Raw genomic sequence first — 21063 nt, 5'->3', positions numbered from 1 at the left:
CAGGGCCAGGGCGGGCCGCGCCGCGACGACCGTGACCGGGGTCCCCGCCGTGATGACCGGGGCGACCGCCCTGCCTTCCGCCGTGACGACGACCGTGGTGGCGACCGCGGTGGCTTCCGCGGTCGCGACGACAACCGTGGTGGCTTCCGCCGGGATGACCGCGGTGACCGTCCGGACCGTGGTGACCGTGGTGGGTTCCGTCCGCAGGATCGCCGTGACGACCGCCGTGACGACCGCCGCAGTGACGACCGTCCCGCCTTCCGCCGTGACGACGACCGTGGTGACCGCGGTGGCTTCCGCGGTCGCGACGACCGTGGTGGCTTCCGTCGGGATGACCGCGGTGACCGTCCGGACCGTGGTGACCGTGGTGGGTTCCGTCCGCAGGATCGCCGTGACGACCGCCGTGACGACCGCCGCCGTGACGACCGCCGCAGTGACGACCGCCCTGCCTTCCGCCGTGACGACGACCGCGGCGGCGACCGTGGCGGCTTCCGTGGCCGTGACGACCGTGGTGGCTTCCGCCGGGATGACCGCGGTGACCGCGGTCCCCGTCGTGACGACCGGGGCGCGCGTCCCGGTGGGTTCCGCGGGCGTGATGACCGTGGTGGCCGGGATGACCGCCGTGGCGGTGGGTACGACCGCCGTGACGACGACCGTGGCGGCTACCGCGGTCGCGACGACCGGGACCGGGAGCCGATCAAGCGGCTGCCGATCCCCGAGGACGTCACGGGCGACGAGATCGACAAGGACGTACGGCAGGAGCTGCAGAGCCTGCCGAAGACGCTTGCCGAGGATGTCGCCAAGAACCTGGTGATGGTCGCGCGGCTCATCGACGAGGACCCCGAGGGCGCGTACGGCTACTCCAAGGTGGCGCTGCGGCTCGCGTCGCGTGTCGCCGCCGTACGGGAGGCTGCCGGGTTCGCGGCGTACGCGAGTCAGAAGTACTCCGAGGCGCTCGCCGAGTTCCGGGCCGCGCGGCGGATGACCGGGACCGTGGACCTGTGGCCGCTCATGGCCGACTGCGAGCGTGGGCTCGGGCGGCCGGAGAAGGCGCTCGAGATGGCCGGGGCGCCCGAGGTGCACAAGCTGGACAAGGCCGGGCAGGTGGAGATGCGGCTCGTCGCGGCCGGCGCCCGGCGTGACCTGGGGCAGGTGGACGCGGCCATCGTGACGCTGCAGAGCCCGGAGCTGGCCTCCAACTCCGTACAGCCGTGGACCGCGCGGCTGCGGTACGCCTATGCCGACGCGCTGCTGGCGGCCGGGCGGGAGAGCGAGGCGCGGGAGTGGTTCGCGAAGGCCGTGGAGGCCGACAAGGACGGCAGCACCGATGCCTCGGACCGGCTCGCGGAGCTGGACGGAGTCGAGTTCGTCGACGCCCTCGGTGACGAGGACGAGACGCCGGACGCTTCCGACGACGAGGAGTAGGACGGACTGAGAAGGGGCGGATCCCAGCTTTGGGATCCGCCCCTTTCGTTTTCGGAGATTCTGTTTTCGGAGATCCAGCGTTCACCGGTCCTGCGTTCACAGGTCCAGTGCGCGCAGGACCAGGCCCGAGGCCGGTTTCGGGCCGAAGGACGTCGACTTGCGGGGCATGGTGACGCCCTGGCGGGCGAGATCGCGGACGACCTCCTCGCGGACCGGGTGCATCAGTACGGCCGTACCGCCGTCGTGTTCCGCCTTGCGGACGGTGGCCGCCGCGTCGTGGATGTAGGCGATGCGGGTGGGGTCGTCCTCGGGGATGTGCCAGACCTGGTCGAGGAGCGTGGCGTGCAGGACCGTCGCGTCCAGGGTGCGCCAGGCCGGCGGGTGGTCGGCGGGGACCGTGCGGGCCATGAGGGCGGGGTCGGGGCGGTCCACGAGGTGAAAGGCGCCGTCGCCGGCGAGCAGGAAGGCGTTGCCGTCGCGGGCCGCGTCGGCGAGGGCCGCCAGGGCGTCGGAGAGAGCGACCTCCAGGCGCTGGACGCGGAACAGGCCCTCCAGGGCCGCCACGGCGGCCGTCACCGGCAGGCCGTGCAGCAGGCGGTGGATGGCGCGGACGCGCAGGGGGTAGCGGGCGGTGTCGACGAGGAGGACGAGGCCGTAGTCCCAGGGGCTGGGGGAGGGGTGCTCGGCGCGCAGGCGGCGATAGGTCGCCCAGCGGTGGTGGCCGTCGGCGATCAGGGCCTGGTGGCGGGCCAGGTCGGACTGGATGCGGGCCACGTCGGCGGGGGCGGTGAGGGCCCACAGGCGGTGGCGGAAGCCGTCCTCGGTGGTGGTGGCGAGCAGCGGGGGCTGCTCGATGACGCGCTCGAGTACGGCGGAGGCGTCGGTGGCCGAGCCGTTGCCCCGGTAGGTGAGGAGGAGGGGTTCCAGGTTCGCCGAGGTGGCGCGCATCAGGGCCGCGCGGTCGGCCACCACATGCGGCATGACGTCCTCATGGGGCAGGACCACCTGTTCCGACGGCTCGGACAGGCGCAGGGCGCCGATGACGCCGCGCTGCAGCAGGCCGCTCTCGTCGCGCTGCTCGTAGACGTAGAGGCCGGGTTCGTCGTCGGTGGTCAGGACGCCCTCGGAGAGCCAGCGGCGCAGGGTCCTGGCCGCCTGTTCGTTGCGGGCGTCCGCGGTGCCGGCCTGGGGGAGGATCAGGCGGACGATGTTGTACGGGTCGGCCGACTGAAGGTGGTGCAGGCCGTCGGGGCGGACGACGACGTCGTACGGCGGGGACGTCACGGCGGCCAGACTGCCGACCCGGTCGGGGTCGTATCGAAGGCCTCGGAACGGGGTGAGTTCCAGGCCCCGGCGCGTCTTCGCTTCCGAGTGACCTGCTGAGTTCATCCCGGCATCGTACGTGTGTCAGTGGCATGCGGGATGATCGGGGGAAAGCCGTCGAACGAGGAGCGATGCGGAATGAGCCGGAGCGTCAGGACGAGGCCCGAGGGCAGTGGCCGGGCCCTGAGCGAGGCGTACGACACGGCGCTGCTCGACCTGGACGGCGTGGTGTACGCGGGCGGGAACGCGATCGTGCACGCGGTCGAGTCGCTGGCCACGGCCCGGGCGGGCGGGATGCATCTGGCGTACGTCACCAACAACGCCCTGCGGACCCCGGACGCCGTCGCGGAGCACCTGAGCGAGCTGGGCATACCGACGGGCGCGGACGATGTCATCACCTCGGCGCAGGCGGTCGCGCGGCTCATCAGCGAGCAGGTGCCGGCCGGTTCCCGGATCCTCGTCATCGGTGGTGAGGGGCTGCGGGTGGCGTTGCGTGAGCGGGGGCTCGTACCCGTGGAGTCGGCGGAGGACGAGCCGGCGGCGGTCGTGCAGGGGTACGGCGGGCCGGAGTTGGCGTGGGGGCGGTTCGCCGAGGCGTCGTACGCCATCGCGGGCGGGGTGCCGTGGTTCGCGTCCAACACCGACCTGACGATTCCCAGTGCGCGGGGGATCGCGCCGGGCAACGGCGCGGCGGTGCAGGTCGTCCGGATCGCGACCGGGGCCGAGCCGCAGGTGGCCGGCAAGCCGCTGCCTCCCATGCACCGGGAGACGATTCTGCGCACCGGCGCCGAGCGGCCGCTGGTGGTCGGGGACCGCCTGGACACGGACATCGAGGGGGCGTTCAACGGCGAGGTCGACTCCCTGCTGGTGCTCACCGGCGTCGCCGACGGCGCGCAGGTGCTCGCGGCGCCGCCGCAGCACCGGCCGACGTATGTGGACGCCGATCTGCGGGGGTTGCTCACCGGCCAGCCGGAGGTCACGGAGGAGGGTGACGGGTTCCGGTGCGGGGGCTGGACGGCCACGGCCGCTTCGGACCGGCTGGAGCTGGACGGTGACGGCGAGGCGCTGGACGGGCTGCGCGCGCTGTGTGCGGCGGCCTGGACGGCGGCGGGCGAGGGCGCGTGCACGCTGGATCCGGGTAAGGCGTTGGCCCGGCTGGGCTGGTGAGGCCTCGTTGACTGCCGACTCGACGTCGAGGCGGATTGCGAGGGTAGGCTAACCTAACCGCGTGTTGGTCGACAGTCCTCCAGAACAGCGCGCGGAGACCGCCCCCGCGCCCCCAAGCCGCCGGGCGATACGTTCCTTTGGGCTTCTCGGCTCCGTCGTGCTCCTGGTGCTCGTCGCGCTGGCGAGCATCGCGATCGGGGCGAAGGACCTCTCGATGGCGCAGGTCTGGCACGGCCTCTTCCAGGACACGGGGACGTACGGCGACGTCGTGGTCGACGAGCGGATCTCCCGGACCGTGCTGGGGCTGCTGGCCGGTGCCGCGCTCGGTCTGGCGGGGGCCGTCCTGCAGGCGCTCACCCGTAATCCGCTGGCCGATCCCGGACTGCTCGGCATCAACGCCGGTGCCTCCGCCGCCGTCGTCACCGCCATCGCGTTCCTCGGCGTCACCTCGATGAGCGGCTACATCTGGTTCGCCTTCTTCGGCGCGGCCGCGGTCGGGGCGCTGGTCTGGTTCCTCGGCGGCAGCCGGGGGGCCACGCCGGTGCGGCTCGCGCTGGCCGGTACCGCGATCAGCGCGGCGCTCTACGGGTACCTCCAGGCCGTGATGATCGCGGACAACGCGGCGCTCGGCCGGATGCGGTTCTGGACGGTGGGTTCGCTGTCCTCGGCGACCGGGTCGACCATCACGCAGGTCCTGCCGTTCCTGGTGACCGGCATGGTTCTCGCGCTCGCGCTGGCCCGGCCGCTGAACGCCATGTCCATGGGCGACGACACCGCCAAGGCGCTCGGCGCCCATCTCGGCCGCACCCGGGCGCTGTCCATGCTCGCGGCCACCGTGCTGTGCGGGGCCGCGACCGCCGCCTGCGGGCCGATCGTGTTCGTCGGCCTGATGGTGCCGCACGTGGTGCGCTCCTTCACCGGACCCGACCTGCGCTGGATCCTGCCGTACGCGGGCATCCTGTCGCCCGTGCTGCTGCTCGGCGCCGATGTGATCGGCCGGGTCATCGCCCGGCCCTCGGAGGTCCAGGTCGGCATCATCACCGCGATCATCGGGGGTCCGGTGTTCATCCTGCTCGTACGACGGCGGAGGACGGCGCAGCTGTGAAGACCAACCGTGCCGTGCGCACCCCCGGCGGCTTCTCCGCCCGGCTCGACGTCCGGGCCCTGACCGTCGTACTCCTGCTGCTGCTCGCCGCGTTCGCCGCGAGCGTGGTGCTGATCGGGACCGGGGACTTTCCCATCTCCGCGGGTGACGTGGTCAAGACGCTGGTGGGCAACGGCGATCCGGGGCAGGAGTTCATCGTCAACGAGCTGCGGCTGCCGCGGGTCCTGGTGGCCCTGCTGGTCGGGGCCTCGCTCGGGCTCGGCGGCGCGCTGTTCCAGGCCGTCTCCCGCAATCCGCTGGGCAGTCCGGACATCCTCGGCCTCGGGCAGGGCGCGACGGCCGGGGCGCTCACGATGATCGTGCTGTTCTCGGGGAGCGCGAGCCACGTCACGCTCGGTGCCCTGGTGGGCGGCCTGGTGACCGGTCTGGCCATCTATCTGCTCGCCTGGAAGCAGGGCGTGCACGGCTACCGGCTGGTCCTGGTCGGGATCGGCATGTCGGCGATCCTCACCGCCGTGAACGGCTATCTGCTGACCGTCTCCGACATCGTCGACGCGGCCCGCTCGGTCGTGTGGATGACCGGCTCCCTCAGCGGCCGGGACTGGGCGCAGGTCTGGCCGCTGCTCGCGCTGTGCGCCGTCCTGGTGCCGCTGGTGCTCGCCAACGCGCGGGGGCTGCGGATGATGGAGATGGGCGACGACGTCTCCAACGCGCTCGGGGTGCGGGTCGAGCGGGTACGGGCGCTGCTGATGATCTCCGCCGTGCTGCTCACCGCGGCCGCCACGGCCGCCGCGGGCCCCGTCAGCTTCGTCGCGCTCACCGCCCCGCAGCTGGCCCGGCGGCTGACCCGTTCGCCGGGACCGAACCTGCTGCCGTCCCTGTGCATGGGCGCCGCCCTGCTGGTCGTCGCCGACTGGGCCTCGCAGCGCGTCTTCGGGGCCGACCAGATGCCCGTGGGCGTGGTCACCGGAGTGGTCGGCGGCGTCTATCTGCTGTGGCTGCTGGTCACCGAGCGCAGGGCGGGCCGGATATGAGCGGCGCCGCGCACCAGAACATCCGAAGGAGCACCGTGAACCGCCTGTCCGCCGAGAACGTCACCCTGGCCTACGACCAGCGGGTCATCGCCGAGCAGCTGTCGGTGGAGATCCCCGACAACTCCTTCACCGTGATCGTCGGCCCGAACGCCTGCGGCAAGTCGACGCTCCTGCGGGCGCTGTCGCGGATGCTCAAGCCGAACCAGGGCCGGGTGCTGCTGGACGGGCAGGCCATCCAGTCGTTGCCGGCCAAGAAGGTCGCGCGGACGCTGGGGCTGCTGCCGCAGTCCTCCATCGCGCCCGACGGGATCACCGTCGCCGACCTGGTGGGCCGCGGCCGGTACCCGCACCAGGGGATCCTGCGCCAGTGGTCGACCGAGGACGAGCGGGTCGTCCAGGAGTCGATGCGGCAGACCGGGGTCGCCGAGCTCGCCGACCGGTACGTCGACGAACTCTCCGGCGGCCAGCGCCAGCGCGTGTGGATCGCGATGGCGCTCGCCCAGCAGACACCGCTGCTGCTGCTCGACGAGCCGACCACCTACCTCGACATCCAGCACCAGATCGACGTCCTCGACCTGTGCGCGGAGCTGCACGAGGAGCAGGGCCGCACGCTCGTCGCCGTGCTGCACGACCTCAACCACGCGGCCCGGTACGCCACCCACCTCATCGCCCTGAAGGGCGGCGAGGTCATCGCGGAGGGGGCGCCGAAGGAGATCGTCACGGCCGAACTGGTCGAGGAGGTCTTCGGGCTGCGCTGCCAGATCATCGACGACCCGGAGACGGGGACCCCGCTGGTGGTGCCGGCCGCGCGCAAGGCGCGCGCGGTGAAGACCCCGGCTTGAGAAGAAGGGAGCTAGAGCAGCTTCCTGAGGACGAGCAGGTCGCGCACGCCCGCGTGCAGCTTCACCCGGCCCGAACCCCAGGCCTTGGCGAAGTGCAGGTCGCCGTCGACCAGCGCGACCAGGTCGTCGCCGGTCATGGCCAGTCTGATCTGAGCCTTGTCCGGCGGTGGCCCCTGGACGGTGTCGTGCACCTGGATCCGGCCGCCTTGGAGGCGCCCGACGAAGGTGACGTCCAGGTCGGTGATGTGGCAGCTGACCGAGCGGTCCAGGGCGGCGGCGGTACGGACGTCCCCGTCGGCGTGCTGCATGGAGTCCGAGAGCTTCTCGAGTGCGGCGCGGCACTCTGCGATCGTGGCCATCGCGATCGACGGTACCGCAGCGCTTCGGGGTAGCGTCGGGGCATGAGCGACGCAGTCACGGAAACGGACACCTCCCCCGAGGCGGTGGAGCCGGAGTACGACCCCGCCGCCCCCGCCCCGCTGGGCGTCCCCCGTACCCCTACCGGTCACGCCGAGGCCGACGCGCAGCTGGAGCGTCTCGCCGACGCCGACCACCTCGCCACGGACGGACACGTCGAGGTGTACGAGGATGTACACCGGGGGCTGCGCGACGCGCTCACCGCGCTCGACGCCCGCCCGGGACCTCCGGCGCCCCCATCGGCGTATGGCAGTAGGAGCTGAACCGAACGTGGCAGGAGTCGCACGTCGCCGTCTCGACGCGGAGCTGGTCCGGCGGAAGCTCGCGCGCTCGCGCGAGCACGCCAGCCAGCTGATCGCCGCGGGGCGGGTCTCCGTCGGCAAGAACGTCGCGACCAAACCGGCCACACAGGTGGAGACGGCGGCCGCGATCGTCGTCTCCTCCGACGACAGCGATCCCGAGTACGTGTCGCGGGGCGGCCACAAGCTGGCCGGCGCGCTGGAGGTGTTCGTACCCCAGGGGCTGCTCGTCCAGGGGCGGCGGGCACTGGACGCGGGGGCGTCCACCGGCGGCTTCACGGACGTGCTGCTGCGGGCGGGGGCCGCGCACGTCGTCGCCGTCGACGTCGGATACGGACAGCTCGCCTGGGCCCTGCGGAGTGATGAACGCGTCACCGTCAAGGACCGTACGAACGTACGCGAGTTGACCCTCGACGCGATCGATGGGGAGCCGGTGGATCTTGTCGTGGGGGACCTGTCCTTCATCCCGCTCGGTCTGGTGCTGCCCGCCCTCGTGCGGTGTGTGAAACCGGACGCCGACCTGGTGATGATGGTCAAGCCGCAGTTCGAGGTGGGCAAGGAGCGGCTGGGCAGCGGGGGTGTGGTGCGCAGCCCGGAGCTGCGCGCCGAGGCGGTACGGGGTGTGGCGGGGCGGGCCTGGGAGCTGGGGCTCGGAGTGCGGGGGGTCACGGCGAGTCCGCTGCCGGGGCCGTCCGGGAATGTTGAGTACTTTCTGTGGCTGCGGTCCGGGGCACCGGCACTGGACCCGGCCGACGTTGACCGTGCAGTGGCGGAGGGGCCGCGTTGACACAGAACCGAGCTCGAACTGTTTTCCTGCTGGCCCACACCGGACGGCCCGCGGCGATCCGCAGCGCCGAGCTGGTGGTGAAGGGGCTGCTGCGGTCCGGCATCGGCGTACGGGTGCTGGCGGCGGAGGCCGCCGATCTGCCGCTGCCGCAGAGCGTGGAGCTGGTCGAGGAGGCGACTCCGCAGTGCCTCGACGGGTGCGAGCTGCTGATCGTGCTCGGCGGGGACGGGACGCTGCTGCGCGGCGCGGAGTTCGCACGGGCGTCCGGGGTGCCGATGCTCGGGGTGAACCTGGGGCGGGTCGGCTTCCTCGCGGAGGCCGAGCGGGACGATCTCGACAAGGTCGTCGACCGGGTGGTCACCAAGGCGTACGAGGTCGAGGAGCGGATGACGGTCGATGTCGTCGTCCACCGGAACGGCGACATCGTGCACACGGACTGGGCGCTGAACGAGGCGGCCGTGCAGAAGGCCGGTGCGGAGAAGCTGCTGGAGGTCGTCCTGGAGATCGACGGGCGGCCGGTCACCGGGTTCGGGTGCGACGGCATCGTGCTGTCCACGCCGACCGGGTCCACGGCGTACGCGTTCTCCGCGGGCGGGCCGGTGGTGTGGCCCGAGGTGGAGGCGCTGCTGATGGTGCCGATCTCCGCGCACGCGCTGTTCGCGAAGCCGCTGGTCACTTCGCCGGATTCCGTGTTGGCGGTGGAGGTGCTGCCTCATATTCCGCCGGGGGTTCTGTGGTGTGACGGGCGGCGGACGGTGGAGTTGCCGCCTGGGGCCCGAGTGGAGGTGCGGCGAGGAGCGGTGCCGGTGCGACTGGCCCGGCTGCATCATGCTTCGTTCACGGACCGGCTGGTGGCGAAGTTCGCGCTGCCGGTTTCCGGGTGGCGGGGAGCGCCTCACTAGCCACCTGTGGGGGTGGTTGCTTCTGTGCCGGCCGGTGCGGGTTCGTCGTGGTTGCTCGCGCAGTTCCCCGCGCCCCTTCAGCCGGACCACTCCCCCGGGTGACAGGGCGCCTCGCATTGCGGCGCCCCTACCTCGTATGGTCGTGTCCGTGCTGGAAGAGATGCGGATACGGTCGCTCGGAGTCATCGACGACGCCGTCGTCGAGCTGTCGCCCGGGTTCACCGCGGTCACGGGTGAGACGGGTGCGGGCAAGACCATGGTGGTCACCAGCCTCGGGCTGTTGCTCGGCGGGCGGGCGGACGCGGCGCTGGTGCGCATAGGGGCCGAGAAGGCGGTCGTCGAGGGGCGGGTCACCGTGCCCGCGGCCTCCTCGGCGGCCGTACGGGCCGAGGAGGCCGGGGCCGAGCTCGACGACGGGGCGCTGCTGATCAGCCGTACGGTTTCCGCCGAGGGGCGCTCACGGGCCCATCTCGGGGGACGCAGTGTGCCGGTCGGGCTGCTCGCCGAGCTGGCCGACGACCTGGTGGCCGTGCACGGGCAGACCGACCAGCAGGGGCTGCTGAAGCTGACGCGGCAGCGGCAGGCGCTGGACCGGTACGCGGGGGACGCCGTCGCGGTGCCGCTCGCCAAGTACGCCGAGGCGTACCGGCGGCTGCGGGCCGTCGCCGTCGAGCTCGACGAGATCGTCACGCGCGCGCGTGAGCGGGCCCAGGAAGCCGACCTGCTGCGCTTTGGTCTGGAGGAGATCTCCGGCGTCGAACCGCGCCCGGGTGAGGACGTGGAGCTGGCCGAGGAGGCGGAGCGGCTCGGGCACGCCGAGGCGCTGTCGTCCGCCGCCACGGCCGCGCACGCCGCGCTCGCGGGCAACCCCGAGGACCCCGAGGGCATCGACGCGACGACGCTCGTGGCGGGCGCGCAGCGGGCGCTGGACGCCGTACGGTCGCACGATCCCGCGCTGTCGGCGCTCGCCGACCGGATCGGCGAGATCGGGATCCTGCTGGGCGATGTGGCGGGGGAGCTGGCCGGGTACGCCGACGACCTCGACGCGGATCCGCTGCGGCTGGCCGCCGTCGAGGAGCGGCGGGCGGCGCTGACGGGCCTGACACGCAAGTACGGCGAGGATGTCGCCGCCGTGCTCGTCTGGGCCGAGGAGGGCGCCGCGCGGCTGACCGAGCTGGACGGCGACGACGAGCGGATCGACGAGCTGACCGCGGAACGGGACGCGCTCCGCGCCGAACTGGGCGGGCTCGCGCAGGCGCTGACCGACGCCCGGACGGAGGCCGCCGAGCGGTTCGCGGCCGCCGTGACCGCCGAGCTGGCCTCGCTGGCCATGCCGCACGCGCGCGTGTCCTTCGACATCCGGCAGAGCGAGGACCCCGAGGGCGTGGAGGTCGGCGGGCGCGCGGTCGCGTACGGGCCGTCCGGCGCGGACGAGGTCGAGCTGCTGCTCGCCCCCCATCCCGGGGCGCCGCCCCGCCCGATCGCCAAGGGGGCGTCCGGCGGTGAGCTGTCGCGCGTGATGCTGGCCGTGGAGGTCGTGTTCGCGGGGACGGATCCGGTGCCGACGTATCTCTTCGACGAGGTCGACGCCGGTGTCGGCGGCAAGGCGGCGGTCGAGATCGGGCGGCGGCTCGCACGGCTCGCGAAGACCGCGCAGGTGGTGGTGGTGACGCATCTTCCGCAGGTCGCGGCGTTCGCCGACCGGCAGTTGCTGGTGGAGAAGACCAACGACGGGTCGGTGACCCGGTCCGGGGTGAAGGTGCTGGAGGGCGAGGAACGGATCCGGGAACTGTCGCGGATGCTGGCGGGCCAGGAGGACTCGCAGACGGCTCGGGCCCACGCGGAGGAGCTGCTGGCCACGGCTCGGGGGGACGGGTAGGGGCGTGACGGGGGCGCCGGTACCCCGGCGCCCGACGGCTGCGGCTCGCGGACGTTCGTGCTGTTGCTCACCCGTGTGGGTGACTCCGGGGCCGCTCCCGCCCGTGTCGTCCGGAGCTGTCGGTCAGCTCGGCGGTGCCGGAACACCCGTACGTCCTGGCATCCTTGGCGGTACATGTCGTACGCGCAGGGATCCTCGCGGTTCACCCCCTCCGCCCGATCCTTCTGTACTTTCTTCGTGACCGCCCGACCCCGAACCAGGAGCCCGGCCACGTGACCCCCGTGAGCAGCCACTCACCGCACGGCCAGTCGCCGCTGCGCACCGTGCAGGTGCTGGGCGGAGGCAACGCAGGCAGCAGCGTGCACGTGCGATCGCTGGCCTCGGGACTGGTCGCGAGGGGCGTGCGGGTCACCGTCTGCGCCCCCGTCGAGGCCGATCACCTCTACGGCTTCACCGGGGTCGGCGCCGAACACGTGCACGTGCCCCGCAGCAGCGACCCCGGTTCCGTGGCCGCGCTCCGGGCGGTCTGCGCGGACGCCGATCTGGTGCACGCGCACGGGCTGCACGCCTCCTTCCGTGCCGTGCTCGCGCTCAGCGGACGGCGTACCCCCCTCGTCGTCACCTGGCACGACCGGGCGCACGCCGAGGGCGCCCGCGCCCATCTCGTACGCCTGCTGGAGCGGCGGGTGGCCAAGGCCGCCGCCGTGGTCCTCGGCACCACCTCGGCGCTCGTGGACCGGGCCCGCCGCACCGGCGCCCGGGACGCGCGGCTGGCCGCCGTGTCGCTGCCCGGAGCGCGCAGTGCCCCCGAGAGCGAGCAGGAGGAGGCCGAACGGCTGCGGCCCAAGGTGCGGGCCGAACTCGGCGCCACCGGACGGCCCTTGCTCATCGCGGTCGGCACCCTCGAACGGCATCGCGGCTACGACGTCCTGCTGGACGCCGCGCGCGCGTGGCGCCGGATGGACCCCTTGCCGCTCGTCGTCATCGCGGGCGAGGGGCCGCTGCGGGCCGGGCTGCAGAGCCGTATCGAGGACGAAGGGCTGCCCGTCCGGCTCATCGGACGCCGTGACGATGTGCGCGAACTGCTCACCGCCGCCGACCTCGCGCTGCTGACCAGCCGGTGGGAGGCGCGGTCCGTGCTCGCCCAGGAAGCCCTCCATGCGCGCGTGCCGCTCGTCGCGACCGAGGTCGGCGGAGTGCCCGAACTCGTCGGCGACGCGGCCGAACTGGTCCCGTACGGCGATCCGGGGGCGCTCGCCGAGGCCGTCACGCGTCTGCTCGGCGACCCCGAGCGCTGCGAGCTGCTCCGGGAGCGGGGTGTGCGGCAGGTGGGCACCTGGCCGACCGAGGACGAGACGGTCGCTCAAGTGCTGAGTGTCTACGACGAGCTGACCCAGCCCCGGCCGCTGATCTGAGGTTGCCGGGTCACGTCACGTGCCGGCGGGCCCGCAGGGCCAGGCTCAACGCCAGTACCGAGTGCGGGTCGTCCAGGTCGGTGCCCAGCAACTCGCCGATCCGGGCCAGCCGGTTGTACAGGGTCTGCCGGTTCAGATGCAGTTCACGGGCCGTCTCCGCCTTGCGGCCGGCGTGTGCGAGATAGGTCTGCAGCGTCGGCAGCAGCGGTGGCTTGGAGCGGGCGTCGTGCGCGCGCAGCGGGCCGATCGCGCGGTCCACGAAGGCCGCGAGGTCGGGATGGTCGCGCAGCCGCCACAGCAGCAGGTCGATGTCCAGGCGGCGGGCGTCGTACCAGGCGCGGTCGGTCAGGCCCTGCGCCGCCGTCGCCGTCTCCGCCGCGTGCCGCAGGCTCGCCGAGGCCGCCGCCCAGCCGCCCGCGACCCCCACCACGACGACCGGCGGCTGGGCCCCCGGCCGCTGCATCCCGGCCCGCTCCACCCCGGCCCGCAGCGCCGCCGCGACCCGGTCCGCGACCGCCGACCGCTCCGACTCCGAGCGCAGGCCGAGCAGCAGGGGCACCCGGCCCTCGACCGGCCGTACGCCCAGCAGCACCGGAACCCCCACCGACGCCAGCTCCTCGGCGACCGCGCGGGCCAGCACCGCCCAGCCGCCGCCCGGGGACAGCCCGTCGCCGAGCCGCATCACCACCGGCAGCAGCGGGCCGTCACCCGGCTTGAAGCCCAGCACGCGCGCCTGCGCGGGCGCGTCCTCCGCGGCGACGCGGCCCTCGGCCAGGTCGGTCAGGAAGTCGCCGCGGCCCCGGGCCGCCAGCTCCTCCTCCTGCCGCGCCTGCATCAGGACGACGGCGAGGATGCCGGCCGCCCGTTCCGCCGCGATCCGGTGCACGGGGGCGAGCGGAGCCCGTACCGGCAGCAGGACCAGACGGGCGCGGACCGAGCCCGTGCCCGGTCCGCCGCCCGGCACGTCCACCAGGACCGACCCCTCCGGCGGCGGGGCGTCCTTGTGCTGGCCGCGCAGTCCCTCCCACACCTGGAGCGGGTCGGCGTTCTCCGGGCCCGCCCCCGCGGCGTACAGGAGCTGGCCGTCGGTCGTCTCCAGGAACACCGGGTTGCCGCTGAAGCCGGCGAGGATGCCCAGCACCTGGGGGATGCCGCCGCCGCCCAGCAGGGCCTCGGTGCAGCGGCGGTGGACCTCCTCGGCGCGCTGGAGGAGCGCGTAGTGGCCGTTGACGATCTCGGTGTGGATCTCCTCGGTGACCGTCACGAACGGCACCTCGCGGTGCAGCTGGACCAGCGGCAGCCCGGCCGCCCGCGCGGTGTCGACGAGGGCCGCGGGCAGCCGGGTGAAGCGCGGGCCGAGCTCCACCACCAGGGCGGCGATCCCGCGTTCGGCCAGCGTGCGGACGAAGGCGCGCTGTTCGGCCGGACGGGTGCCGAGGCCGTATCCGGTGGTCAGCAGCAGCTCGCCGCCCTTGAGCAGCGAGGCGATGTTGGGCACCTCGCCCGCGTGCACCCAGCGCACGGTGCGCCCCAGGCGGTCGGCGCCCGCCAGGATCTCCGGGAGCCCGCCGCGCAGGCCGGGCAGCTCCAGCGCCCGCCGCACGGTGATTCCGGCGCCCTGAGTGTCGTATCCGCTGTCCATGGGCCGGACGCTACCCGCGCCGGTGCTTCCGGGACATCTCCGGGTGGTTACGGAGACGATCTTCCGGCCCCTGGGCACGACAATGCGTCGCGCCACGGCCGGATTTGTATGACCGCGTGTCTGTTGTGGCGCGCGTCACTCCGCCGCCACACTGGCGCATCCGACGCAGAAGCCCGGCTTCACCTTCGGATTTCGTTGTGGCAGTGCATTGAAAATGCTGAGAGGGGCGGGGAATGTCAGAAACACCCACGCGAGAGGTCCATCGGCTCAAGGCGAATTCCGTAGGTCTGGTGGGCGTCGTGTTCATGGCGGTGGCGACCGCCGCACCGATCACCGCGATGACGGGGAACCTGCCCATCGCGGTCGGTTTCGGCAACGGCACGGGCGCGCCCGCGGGCTATCTCTTCGCGACCCTGGTGCTGACGGTGTTCTCCGTCGGCTACGTCGCCATGGCCCGGCGGATCACCGCGGCCGGCGCCTTCTACGGCTACATCTCGCACGGCCTCGGCCGGATCGCGGGCATGGCCTCCGGCATGCTCGCCGTCCTGGCCTACATCGTCTTCGAGGCGTCCATCGTCGGAGTCTTCTCCTACTTCGCGAAGACCACCGTCCACGACCAGCTCGGCGTCGATCTGCCCTGGATCCTCTACGCCCTCGCGATGCTCGCCGTCACGGCCGTGCTGGCCTTCTTCGACATCAACCTCACCGCCAAGGCACTCGGCGTGATGCTCATCGCGGAGATCGCCGTCCTCTTCGCGGTCGCCACCGCCGTCCTGCTGAACGGCGGCGGCCCCGACGGCATCCCCATGGAGCCGATCAACCCGGTCAACGCCTTCACCGGCACCTCCGCCGGGCTGGGACTGTTCTTCGCCTTCTGGTCGTGGGTCGGCTTCGAGTCGACCGCGATGTACGGCGAGGAGTCCAAGGACCCCAAGCGGGTCATCCCGCGCGCGACCCTCATCTCCGTGATCGGGGTCGGCGTCTTCTACATCTACGTCTCCTGGATGACCATCGCCGGCAACGGCCTCGACGGTTCCGTCGAGCGCTCCTCCGGCACCAGCCCGCTGGACCTGTTCTTCGACCCCGCCCACTCCTTCCTCGGCGCCTGGGCGGTGGACACCTTCCAGTGGCTGCTGATCACCGGGTCGTTCGCCTGCGGCATGGCCTTCCACCAGTGCGCGGCGCGTTATCTGTACGCCATCGGCCGCGAGGGCTTCCTGCACCCGGCCCTCGGCCGCACCCACGCCAAGCACGGCTCGCCGCACATCGCGTCCTTCGTGCAGTCGGTCATCGCGGTCGCTCTGGTGGGCGCCTTCTGGCTCACCGGCCAGGACCCCTACATCCACCTGTACACCCTGCTCGCGATCCTCGGCACGATGGCGATCCTCATCGTGCAGACCCTGTGCTCCTTCGCCGTGATCGGCTACTTCCGCAAGAACCACCCCGAGGACCGCCACTGGTTCCGCACCCTGACCGCCCCCCTGCTCGGCGGCCTCGGCATGATCGCGGTGGTGGGGCTGCTGGTGGTCAACCTGGACACCGCGGCCGGTACGGCGGCCGACTCGCTCTTCTTCGAGGCCATCCCGTGGATCGTCGGGCTGGTCTTCTTCGGCGGGCTCGGCCTCGGGTTCTACCTCAAGGCCAAGCGGCCGGAGCGCTACGAGATCATCGGCCGGATCGTCCTGGAGGACGCGGCCGAGCGAACGGACAACCACCCCGTCAACGTCTGAGGAGCGGCACCGTGTCACGCACCCACTCGATGCACGTCCTGCGCACCCTCTTCGCCGATCACGCGGCCGCCGAGCGGCTCGGACTGCCCGTCGCGGAAGCCCGCGTCCGCCGCCGTACCGTCCTGAAGGGCGCGGTCGCCGCCACGGCGATGACCGCCGCCGCGGCCCCGGCCGCCGCCGCGTCCGCGCCGCGGATCGCCGTGGTGGGCGCCGGCATCGCCGGCCTCACCGCCGCCCTCACCCTGCATGACGCCGGGTACGCCTGCACGCTCTACGAGGCGGACCCGGCCCGGGTCGGCGGCCGCATGTACACCCAGCGCGACCACTGGGCGTACGGCCAGATATCCGAGATCGGCGGGGAGCTGATCGACACCGGCCACAAGAAGATGCTTCAGCTGTGCCGCCGGTTCGGGCTGCCCGTGGAGGACTTCCTGGGCGGCGGGCCGGTCGGCGCGGAGGAAGTCCTGTGGTTCAACGGCGAGTACTACCCGCGCCACCAGGCCGACGAGGACTTCAAGGCCGTCTATCAGGCCCTCCACCGGGACCTGCTGGACTCCGGTGAGGTGCGCTGGAACCGCACCACGCCGACCGGCACCGCGCTGGACACCATGTCCCTGTACGACTGGATCGACGCGCGCGTCCCGGGCGGCCACGCCTCACCGCTCGGCCGCTTCTTCGACGTCGCCTACAACGTCGAGTACGGCGCCGACACCACCGAGCAGTCGGCGCTCGCCCTGGTGCTGCTCATGGGCTACCAGACCAATCCCGGCAACTTCAACATCTGGGGACTGTCCAACGAGCGTTACCACATCACCGGCGGCAACGACCAACTCCCGCGCGCCATCGCCGACTTCCTGCCCGACGGCACGGTCCGGCACGGCTGGGCCCTGCAGGCGCTCAGGGCCAACGGCGACGGCACCCAGACCCTCACCTTCACGGAGGCGGGGGCCACCCGCACCGTCACCGCCGACCACACCATCCTGTGCGTCCCGCTACCGGTCCTGAAACAACTCGACCTCACCCGGGCCGGGTTCGACCCCCGGATGACCAACCTCCTGCGGGACGCCCGCATGGGCCACTGCACCAAGCTCAACATGCAGTTCTCCCGCCGCCCCTGGCGCGGCACCGGACCGTGGCCCGGCGTCTCGGCGGGCGACTGCTTCACCGACGCCGAGGTCCAGCAGACCTGGGACACCACCAAGGTCCAGCCCGGCACGGGCGGCATCCTCATCCAGTACAACGGCGGCAGCCTGGCCCGCGCCCTGACCCCGGCGGGGCCCTTCTCCGACGAGAGGGATCCGTACGTCACCCGTCTCGCGGCGAGGTACCTGAAGGGCATCGACGCCTTCTTCCCCGGCACCTCGACCGCCTGGACCGGCCGGGCCCAGCTCTCCGCCTGGCACCTCAACCCTTATACGCAGGGCGCCTATTCGTACTGGCCGGTGGGCTATGTCCACCGGTACGCGGGCTACGAGGGTGTGGCCCAGGGCAACGTCCACATCGGCGGCGAGCACTGCTCGTACGACTTCCAGGGCTTCATGGAGGGCGGGGCGACCGAGGGCGAGCGGGCGGCCGAGGAGGTGATCGCCGCCGTGCGGTAGGCCGGCGAGGGGCCGGGGCGCCCAGGACGCTCACCGGGGCCGGATGTTGTGGTTGAAGCGGAACACGTTGTCGGGGTCGTACGTCCGCTTGATCTCCTCCAGATGCCGGTAGTTCGTCGCACCCACGCCGGCGATCACGCGTTCCGGCCCCTCCGAGCCGATGAAGTTCAGGTAGACCGCCCCGGTGCTCCACGGCCGCGCGCCGTCGCGGGCGTCGTGGACCCACTCGATGCCCCGCTCGTCGTCCGCCGGGTCCTCCCACATGCCGAACGGGTGGGTGACCCAGGCGGCGTCCCGGTAGGGCACCGGGTACCGGCTCGGCCCGTCGGCGATGGCCCCGCCCTGCGGCATCAGCGCGTGGATGGTCCCGGTCGGCACGGGCATCGCCTCGGCGCCGGCGCAGAACACCTCCACGTAGTCGTCGGGCAGCCCCGAGAGGTACTCCGCCGACCAGTAGTTCCGGAACCCCGGCGGGTCGTCGATCATGCACTGCGCGTCGACGTACGGAATCGCCCCGACCAGCGCCGCCTCGTGCGGCAGCGCCAGCAGCGGCTCCGCCGCCTCGCGCAGGTCCGCCTCGCCGCCGGCCCAGGTCAGCAGCGCCGCGCACAGCAGGGTGCCCTGAAGGTGCGGCGGGCAGAACTCGCCGGGCGGGCCGGTGAGATACAGGACGCCGCCGCCCGCCTCGTTCGGGGCCACGGCAAACAGGTCGCGGAAGGCGCGGACGACTTCGCGGCCGTGCTCGGGGAGGTACAGCAGGAAGGCCATGGCGAACTCGGGCAGCTCGTGCAGCTTCAGGGTGAGGGAGGTCGCCACGCCGAAGTTGCCGCCGCCGCCGTGCAGCGCCCAGAACAGCTCGGGGTTCTCGTCGGCGCTGGCCCGGATCCGGCGGGCGTCGGCGGTGACCAGCTCGACGGCGAGCAGATTGTCGACGGCCAGTCCGCTCCAGCGGTCCAGCCAGCCGGTGCCGCCGCCGAGGACGAAGCCGCCGACGCCGGTGGTGGAGACCCGGCCGCCGGTGGTGGCCAGCCCGTACGCCTGGGTCGCGTGGTCCAGGTCGCTCATCGTGGCGCCGCCAGCGACCCGTACCGCCTCGGACGCGGGATCGACGCCGACCGCGCGCAGATGGCGCAGGTCGATGACCAGGCCCCCGTCGTTCAGCGCCATGCCCGCCACGCTGTGGCCGCCGCCGCGCACCGCGATGTTGAGGTCCAGATCCCGGGCGAAGCGCACCGAACGTACGACGTCGTCCTCGTTCACGCACTGCGCGATCACCGCGGGACGGCGGTCGATCATCGCGTTGAAGACGACGCGGGCCTCGTCGTAGCCCACGTCCTGCGGGGCGAACACATCGCCGCTGAGATCCTCGCGCAGCGCGGCGAGGGCCGCGCCCGCTTTCGAGAGGGGAGCCATGGCCGCCCCCGTTCCGCGTGGGGGATTCGTTCGCTTCCAGCCTAGGCGGGCCCTGCCCCGGCTGCCCGTCGGCCTACCAGGCACGCATCGGTTCCCCCGCCACCAGTCGTGAGACGAACCCGCTCGGCCCCTGCGCCGGCTCTCCGAGGACGGTGACCCGGTGCATGACACGCTCGACGTCGAGGTGCGCGAAGTCGGTGGGCGCGAGGTGGCAGGTGCTGCGGTTGTCCCACAGGGCGAGGGAGCCGGGCTCCCAGCGGAAGCGGACGGTGTACTCGGCGCTGGTCAGATGCTGGAAGAGCAGCTCCAGCAGATGGCGGCTCTCCAGCTCGGACAGCCCGGTGACGCGGGTGGTCGAGCCCGGGCTGACGAACAGCGCCTTCTCGCCGGTCTCGGGGTGGACCCGCACCACCGGGTGGACGGCGGCCTGCGGGTCCGCGCAGTACATCCGCAGGATCTCGCGGTCCCGTTCGTCGGAGTGGCGCAGGTGGACGGCGGTGAAGAAGGCGTGCTCGGCCGTCAGCCCGTCCACGAACTCCCGCAGTGGCGCCGACAGGCCCTCGTAGGCGGCGACGGTGTTCATCCACTGGGTGTCGCCGCCGAAGGCCGGGGTCTTCTCGGCGCGCAGGACGGACAGGCTCGGCGGGTTGACGGCCTGGGTGAGATCGCTGTGCCAGCCGGCCAGCGGGGAGGTCCACTTGCGGCGGTAGTGCTCCTCGAAGTCGGCGCCGTAACGCTCGGTGTCGCGCCGGGGGTCGACGGTGAGGATCTCCGGGTGTCCCTCGGGGTGGACGCCGTGCTGCTTGCCGGGGCGCCGGGTCAGCGGGCCGAAGCGGCGGCCGAAGGCGATGTGCTGGGCGTGGGTGATGTCCTGGTCGCGGAAGAACACGACGCGGTGCGTCAGCACGGCCCGGCGGATCTCCGCCACCGTGGCCTCGTCGAGCTCGGCACGGAGGTCCACGCCCGATATCTCGGCGCCGATGCGGCCGGCGACCTGCTGGACGGTGATCCGGGTGAGCTGGGCGGCCCGGGTCACGGAACTGCCTTCCTCGAACGGTTCGACGGGAGGTGCGCTCAGGTCACCCGCGCCGCCCACTGCGTCCACAGCGGGAGCAGCAGCAGGGCGACGAGGGAGCTCTTGACGACGAGGGCGGCGGACAGGTCGACCCCGACGTCGTAGCGCTGGGCGAAGATGAACAGGTTCTGCGGCGCGGGCATGGCCGCGATCAGGACGAGATAGCCGAGCCACTCGCCCTCGACACCGAAGAGGTGGCGGCACACCCCGTAGGTGATCAGCGGAAGGGCGACGCACTTGAAGGCGATGAGCCACATCTCCTCCCGGGTGGTGCCGCGCACCGACAGACCGCTGCCGCCGAGGTACAGCCCGAGGGCGAACAACGCCACGGGAGAGGCGCTGTCGCCGACGAACGCGAAGCTGTCGAGCACCACCCCCGGCACCGTCACGGGCAGCAGGTTGAGCAGGATGCCGGCGTTGCAGGCGATGACCACCGGGGTCATCAGCGAGGCGGTGACGGCCGAGCCGAGCCGCCGGGCCGGGCTGCCCACCCGGTCCGGGCGCCCCAGCTCCATGATCGAGAGGATCACCAGCGACAGCACGCAGACCTGGAACAGCAGCACCGGGAAGATCGGTGCCGCGTTCCCGAACAGCATGATGAACACCGGCACGGCGAAGTAGGCGGTGTTCACCTGGACGGCCGCCATGATGCGCAGCGCCACACCCCGCGGATCGCGCACCCCGGTGGCCCGGGCCAATACCCCGGTGAGCACGGCCGCGACGCCCGCCGCGGTCGCGTACCCGGTCAGGGCTCGCCAGTCGAACAGCGCGCCCAGATCGCTGCGGTAGATGTTCCCGAACAGGAAGCAGGGCACCGCGAAGAGGAAGGCGTAGTCCGCGAAGGCCTTCGAGCTCTCGGCCGGCACCACCTTCCGCCGCGCGAGGACGACCCCGCATCCGAAGGCCAGCACCACCGGTACCAGCTTCTCCAGCGCCTCTATCGCACCCATGCACGCGCCCTTGCTCGTCCAGCAGGCCCACTCGGGGACACGCACCTCGGCGCGTGC

General features: G+C 72.5%; 18 protein-coding genes. 12 read left to right on the top strand and 6 right to left on the bottom strand.

Annotated elements, in window-relative coordinates:
• Nucleotides 1-705 precede the first annotated feature (705 nt).
• Nucleotides 706-1425: a hypothetical protein gene (locus tag ACWD11_RS14100; protein WP_451283138.1), complete on the top strand. Its 720-nt coding sequence runs from the start codon at nt 706-708 to the stop codon at nt 1423-1425.
• A 96-nt stretch (nt 1426-1521) separates the two neighbouring features.
• Here the strand turns inward: ACWD11_RS14100 and ACWD11_RS14095 are convergent, their stop codons facing one another.
• On the bottom strand, nt 1522-2814 hold the full coding sequence (locus ACWD11_RS14095; RefSeq protein WP_451283123.1) for a DUF1015 domain-containing protein: 1293 nt from the start codon (nt 2812-2814) through the stop codon (nt 1522-1524).
• 72 nt (nt 2815-2886) lie between these two features.
• Here ACWD11_RS14095 and ACWD11_RS14090 point away from each other — a divergent pair, with 72 nt between their 5' ends.
• From ACWD11_RS14090 to ACWD11_RS14075, 4 genes are all read left to right on the top strand, one after another.
• The gene (locus ACWD11_RS14090; RefSeq protein ID WP_389419520.1) at nt 2887-3915 is read left to right on the top strand and encodes an HAD hydrolase-like protein; all 1029 of its coding nucleotides are present in this window, start codon (nt 2887-2889) and stop codon (nt 3913-3915) included.
• A 61-nt stretch (nt 3916-3976) separates the two neighbouring features.
• Complete coding sequence (locus ACWD11_RS14085) at nt 3977-5020, top strand: FecCD family ABC transporter permease (protein ID WP_451283121.1); 1044 nt, start codon at nt 3977-3979, stop codon at nt 5018-5020.
• Complete coding sequence (locus tag ACWD11_RS14080; protein ID WP_451283119.1) at nt 5017-6054, top strand: FecCD family ABC transporter permease; 1038 nt, start codon at nt 5017-5019, stop codon at nt 6052-6054. Before ACWD11_RS14085 ends, ACWD11_RS14080 begins: the two co-directional genes overlap by 4 nt.
• Nucleotides 6051-6896, top strand: coding sequence for an ABC transporter ATP-binding protein (locus tag ACWD11_RS14075; protein WP_389419517.1), 846 nt, complete (start codon nt 6051-6053; stop codon nt 6894-6896). The genes ACWD11_RS14080 and ACWD11_RS14075 overlap by 4 nt, the downstream gene beginning before the upstream one ends.
• Before the next feature lie 11 nt (nt 6897-6907).
• Here the strand turns inward: ACWD11_RS14075 and ACWD11_RS14070 are convergent, their stop codons facing one another.
• Nucleotides 6908-7255, bottom strand: coding sequence for an SCP2 sterol-binding domain-containing protein (locus ACWD11_RS14070; protein WP_389419516.1), 348 nt, complete (start codon nt 7253-7255; stop codon nt 6908-6910).
• 42 nt (nt 7256-7297) lie between these two features.
• Between ACWD11_RS14070 and ACWD11_RS14065 the strand changes: the two genes are divergently transcribed.
• The 5 genes from ACWD11_RS14065 (at nt 7298) to ACWD11_RS14045 (ending at nt 12595) form a co-directional block, all read left to right on the top strand.
• Nucleotides 7298-7576, top strand: coding sequence for a hypothetical protein (locus ACWD11_RS14065; protein ID WP_451283116.1), 279 nt, complete (start codon nt 7298-7300; stop codon nt 7574-7576).
• 7 nt (nt 7577-7583) lie between these two features.
• Nucleotides 7584-8399: a TlyA family RNA methyltransferase gene (locus ACWD11_RS14060; RefSeq protein ID WP_451283114.1), complete on the top strand. Its 816-nt coding sequence runs from the start codon at nt 7584-7586 to the stop codon at nt 8397-8399.
• Nucleotides 8396-9301: an NAD kinase gene (locus ACWD11_RS14055; protein ID WP_389419513.1), complete on the top strand. Its 906-nt coding sequence runs from the start codon at nt 8396-8398 to the stop codon at nt 9299-9301. Before ACWD11_RS14060 ends, ACWD11_RS14055 begins: the two co-directional genes overlap by 4 nt.
• A 136-nt stretch (nt 9302-9437) precedes the next feature.
• Complete coding sequence (gene recN / locus ACWD11_RS14050) at nt 9438-11180, top strand: DNA repair protein RecN (protein ID WP_451283113.1); 1743 nt, start codon at nt 9438-9440, stop codon at nt 11178-11180.
• Between the two features lie 272 nt (nt 11181-11452).
• Nucleotides 11453-12595, top strand: a complete 1143-nt coding sequence (locus tag ACWD11_RS14045; protein ID WP_389419511.1) for a glycosyltransferase family 4 protein — start codon at nt 11453-11455, stop codon at nt 12593-12595.
• A 10-nt stretch (nt 12596-12605) separates the two neighbouring features.
• Here ACWD11_RS14045 and ACWD11_RS14040 read toward each other — a convergent pair whose 3' ends face one another.
• Nucleotides 12606-14237 (bottom strand): PucR family transcriptional regulator, encoded by a 1632-nt coding sequence (locus tag ACWD11_RS14040; protein WP_389419510.1) that lies wholly within the window; start codon nt 14235-14237, stop codon nt 12606-12608.
• A gap of 233 nt (nt 14238-14470) precedes the next feature.
• Here ACWD11_RS14040 and ACWD11_RS14035 point away from each other — a divergent pair, with 233 nt between their 5' ends.
• Together ACWD11_RS14035 and ACWD11_RS14030 are read left to right on the top strand one after the other, a co-directional pair.
• A complete protein-coding gene (locus ACWD11_RS14035) occupies nt 14471-15967 on the top strand; it encodes an APC family permease (RefSeq protein WP_389419509.1) in 1497 nt (498 codons plus the stop codon).
• A gap of 11 nt (nt 15968-15978) precedes the next feature.
• Nucleotides 15979-17568, top strand: a complete 1590-nt coding sequence (locus tag ACWD11_RS14030) for a flavin monoamine oxidase family protein (protein WP_389419508.1) — start codon at nt 15979-15981, stop codon at nt 17566-17568.
• Between the two features lie 30 nt (nt 17569-17598).
• Here the strand turns inward: ACWD11_RS14030 and ACWD11_RS14025 are convergent, their stop codons facing one another.
• The 3 genes from ACWD11_RS14025 to ACWD11_RS14015 all read right to left on the bottom strand — a co-directional run bounded on the left by ACWD11_RS14025 (nt 17599) and on the right by ACWD11_RS14015 (nt 21006).
• Nucleotides 17599-18981 carry an FAD-binding oxidoreductase gene (locus ACWD11_RS14025; RefSeq protein ID WP_451283110.1) on the bottom strand — a complete coding sequence of 461 codons (1383 nt, stop codon included), beginning with the start codon at nt 18979-18981 and terminating at the stop codon, nt 17599-17601.
• 73 nt (nt 18982-19054) lie between these two features.
• Nucleotides 19055-20017 carry a TauD/TfdA dioxygenase family protein gene (locus ACWD11_RS14020; RefSeq protein WP_451283108.1) on the bottom strand — a complete coding sequence of 321 codons (963 nt, stop codon included), beginning with the start codon at nt 20015-20017 and terminating at the stop codon, nt 19055-19057.
• Between the two features lie 38 nt (nt 20018-20055).
• Nucleotides 20056-21006 carry an AEC family transporter gene (locus ACWD11_RS14015; RefSeq protein ID WP_389419505.1) on the bottom strand — a complete coding sequence of 317 codons (951 nt, stop codon included), beginning with the start codon at nt 21004-21006 and terminating at the stop codon, nt 20056-20058.
• Nucleotides 21007-21063 lie beyond the last annotated feature (57 nt).

Source organism: Streptomyces sp. NPDC002776 (assembly GCF_053592195.1).
The sequence above is the reverse complement of the archived record's forward strand: the minus strand, read 5'-3'. Positions and strand labels throughout refer to the sequence as shown.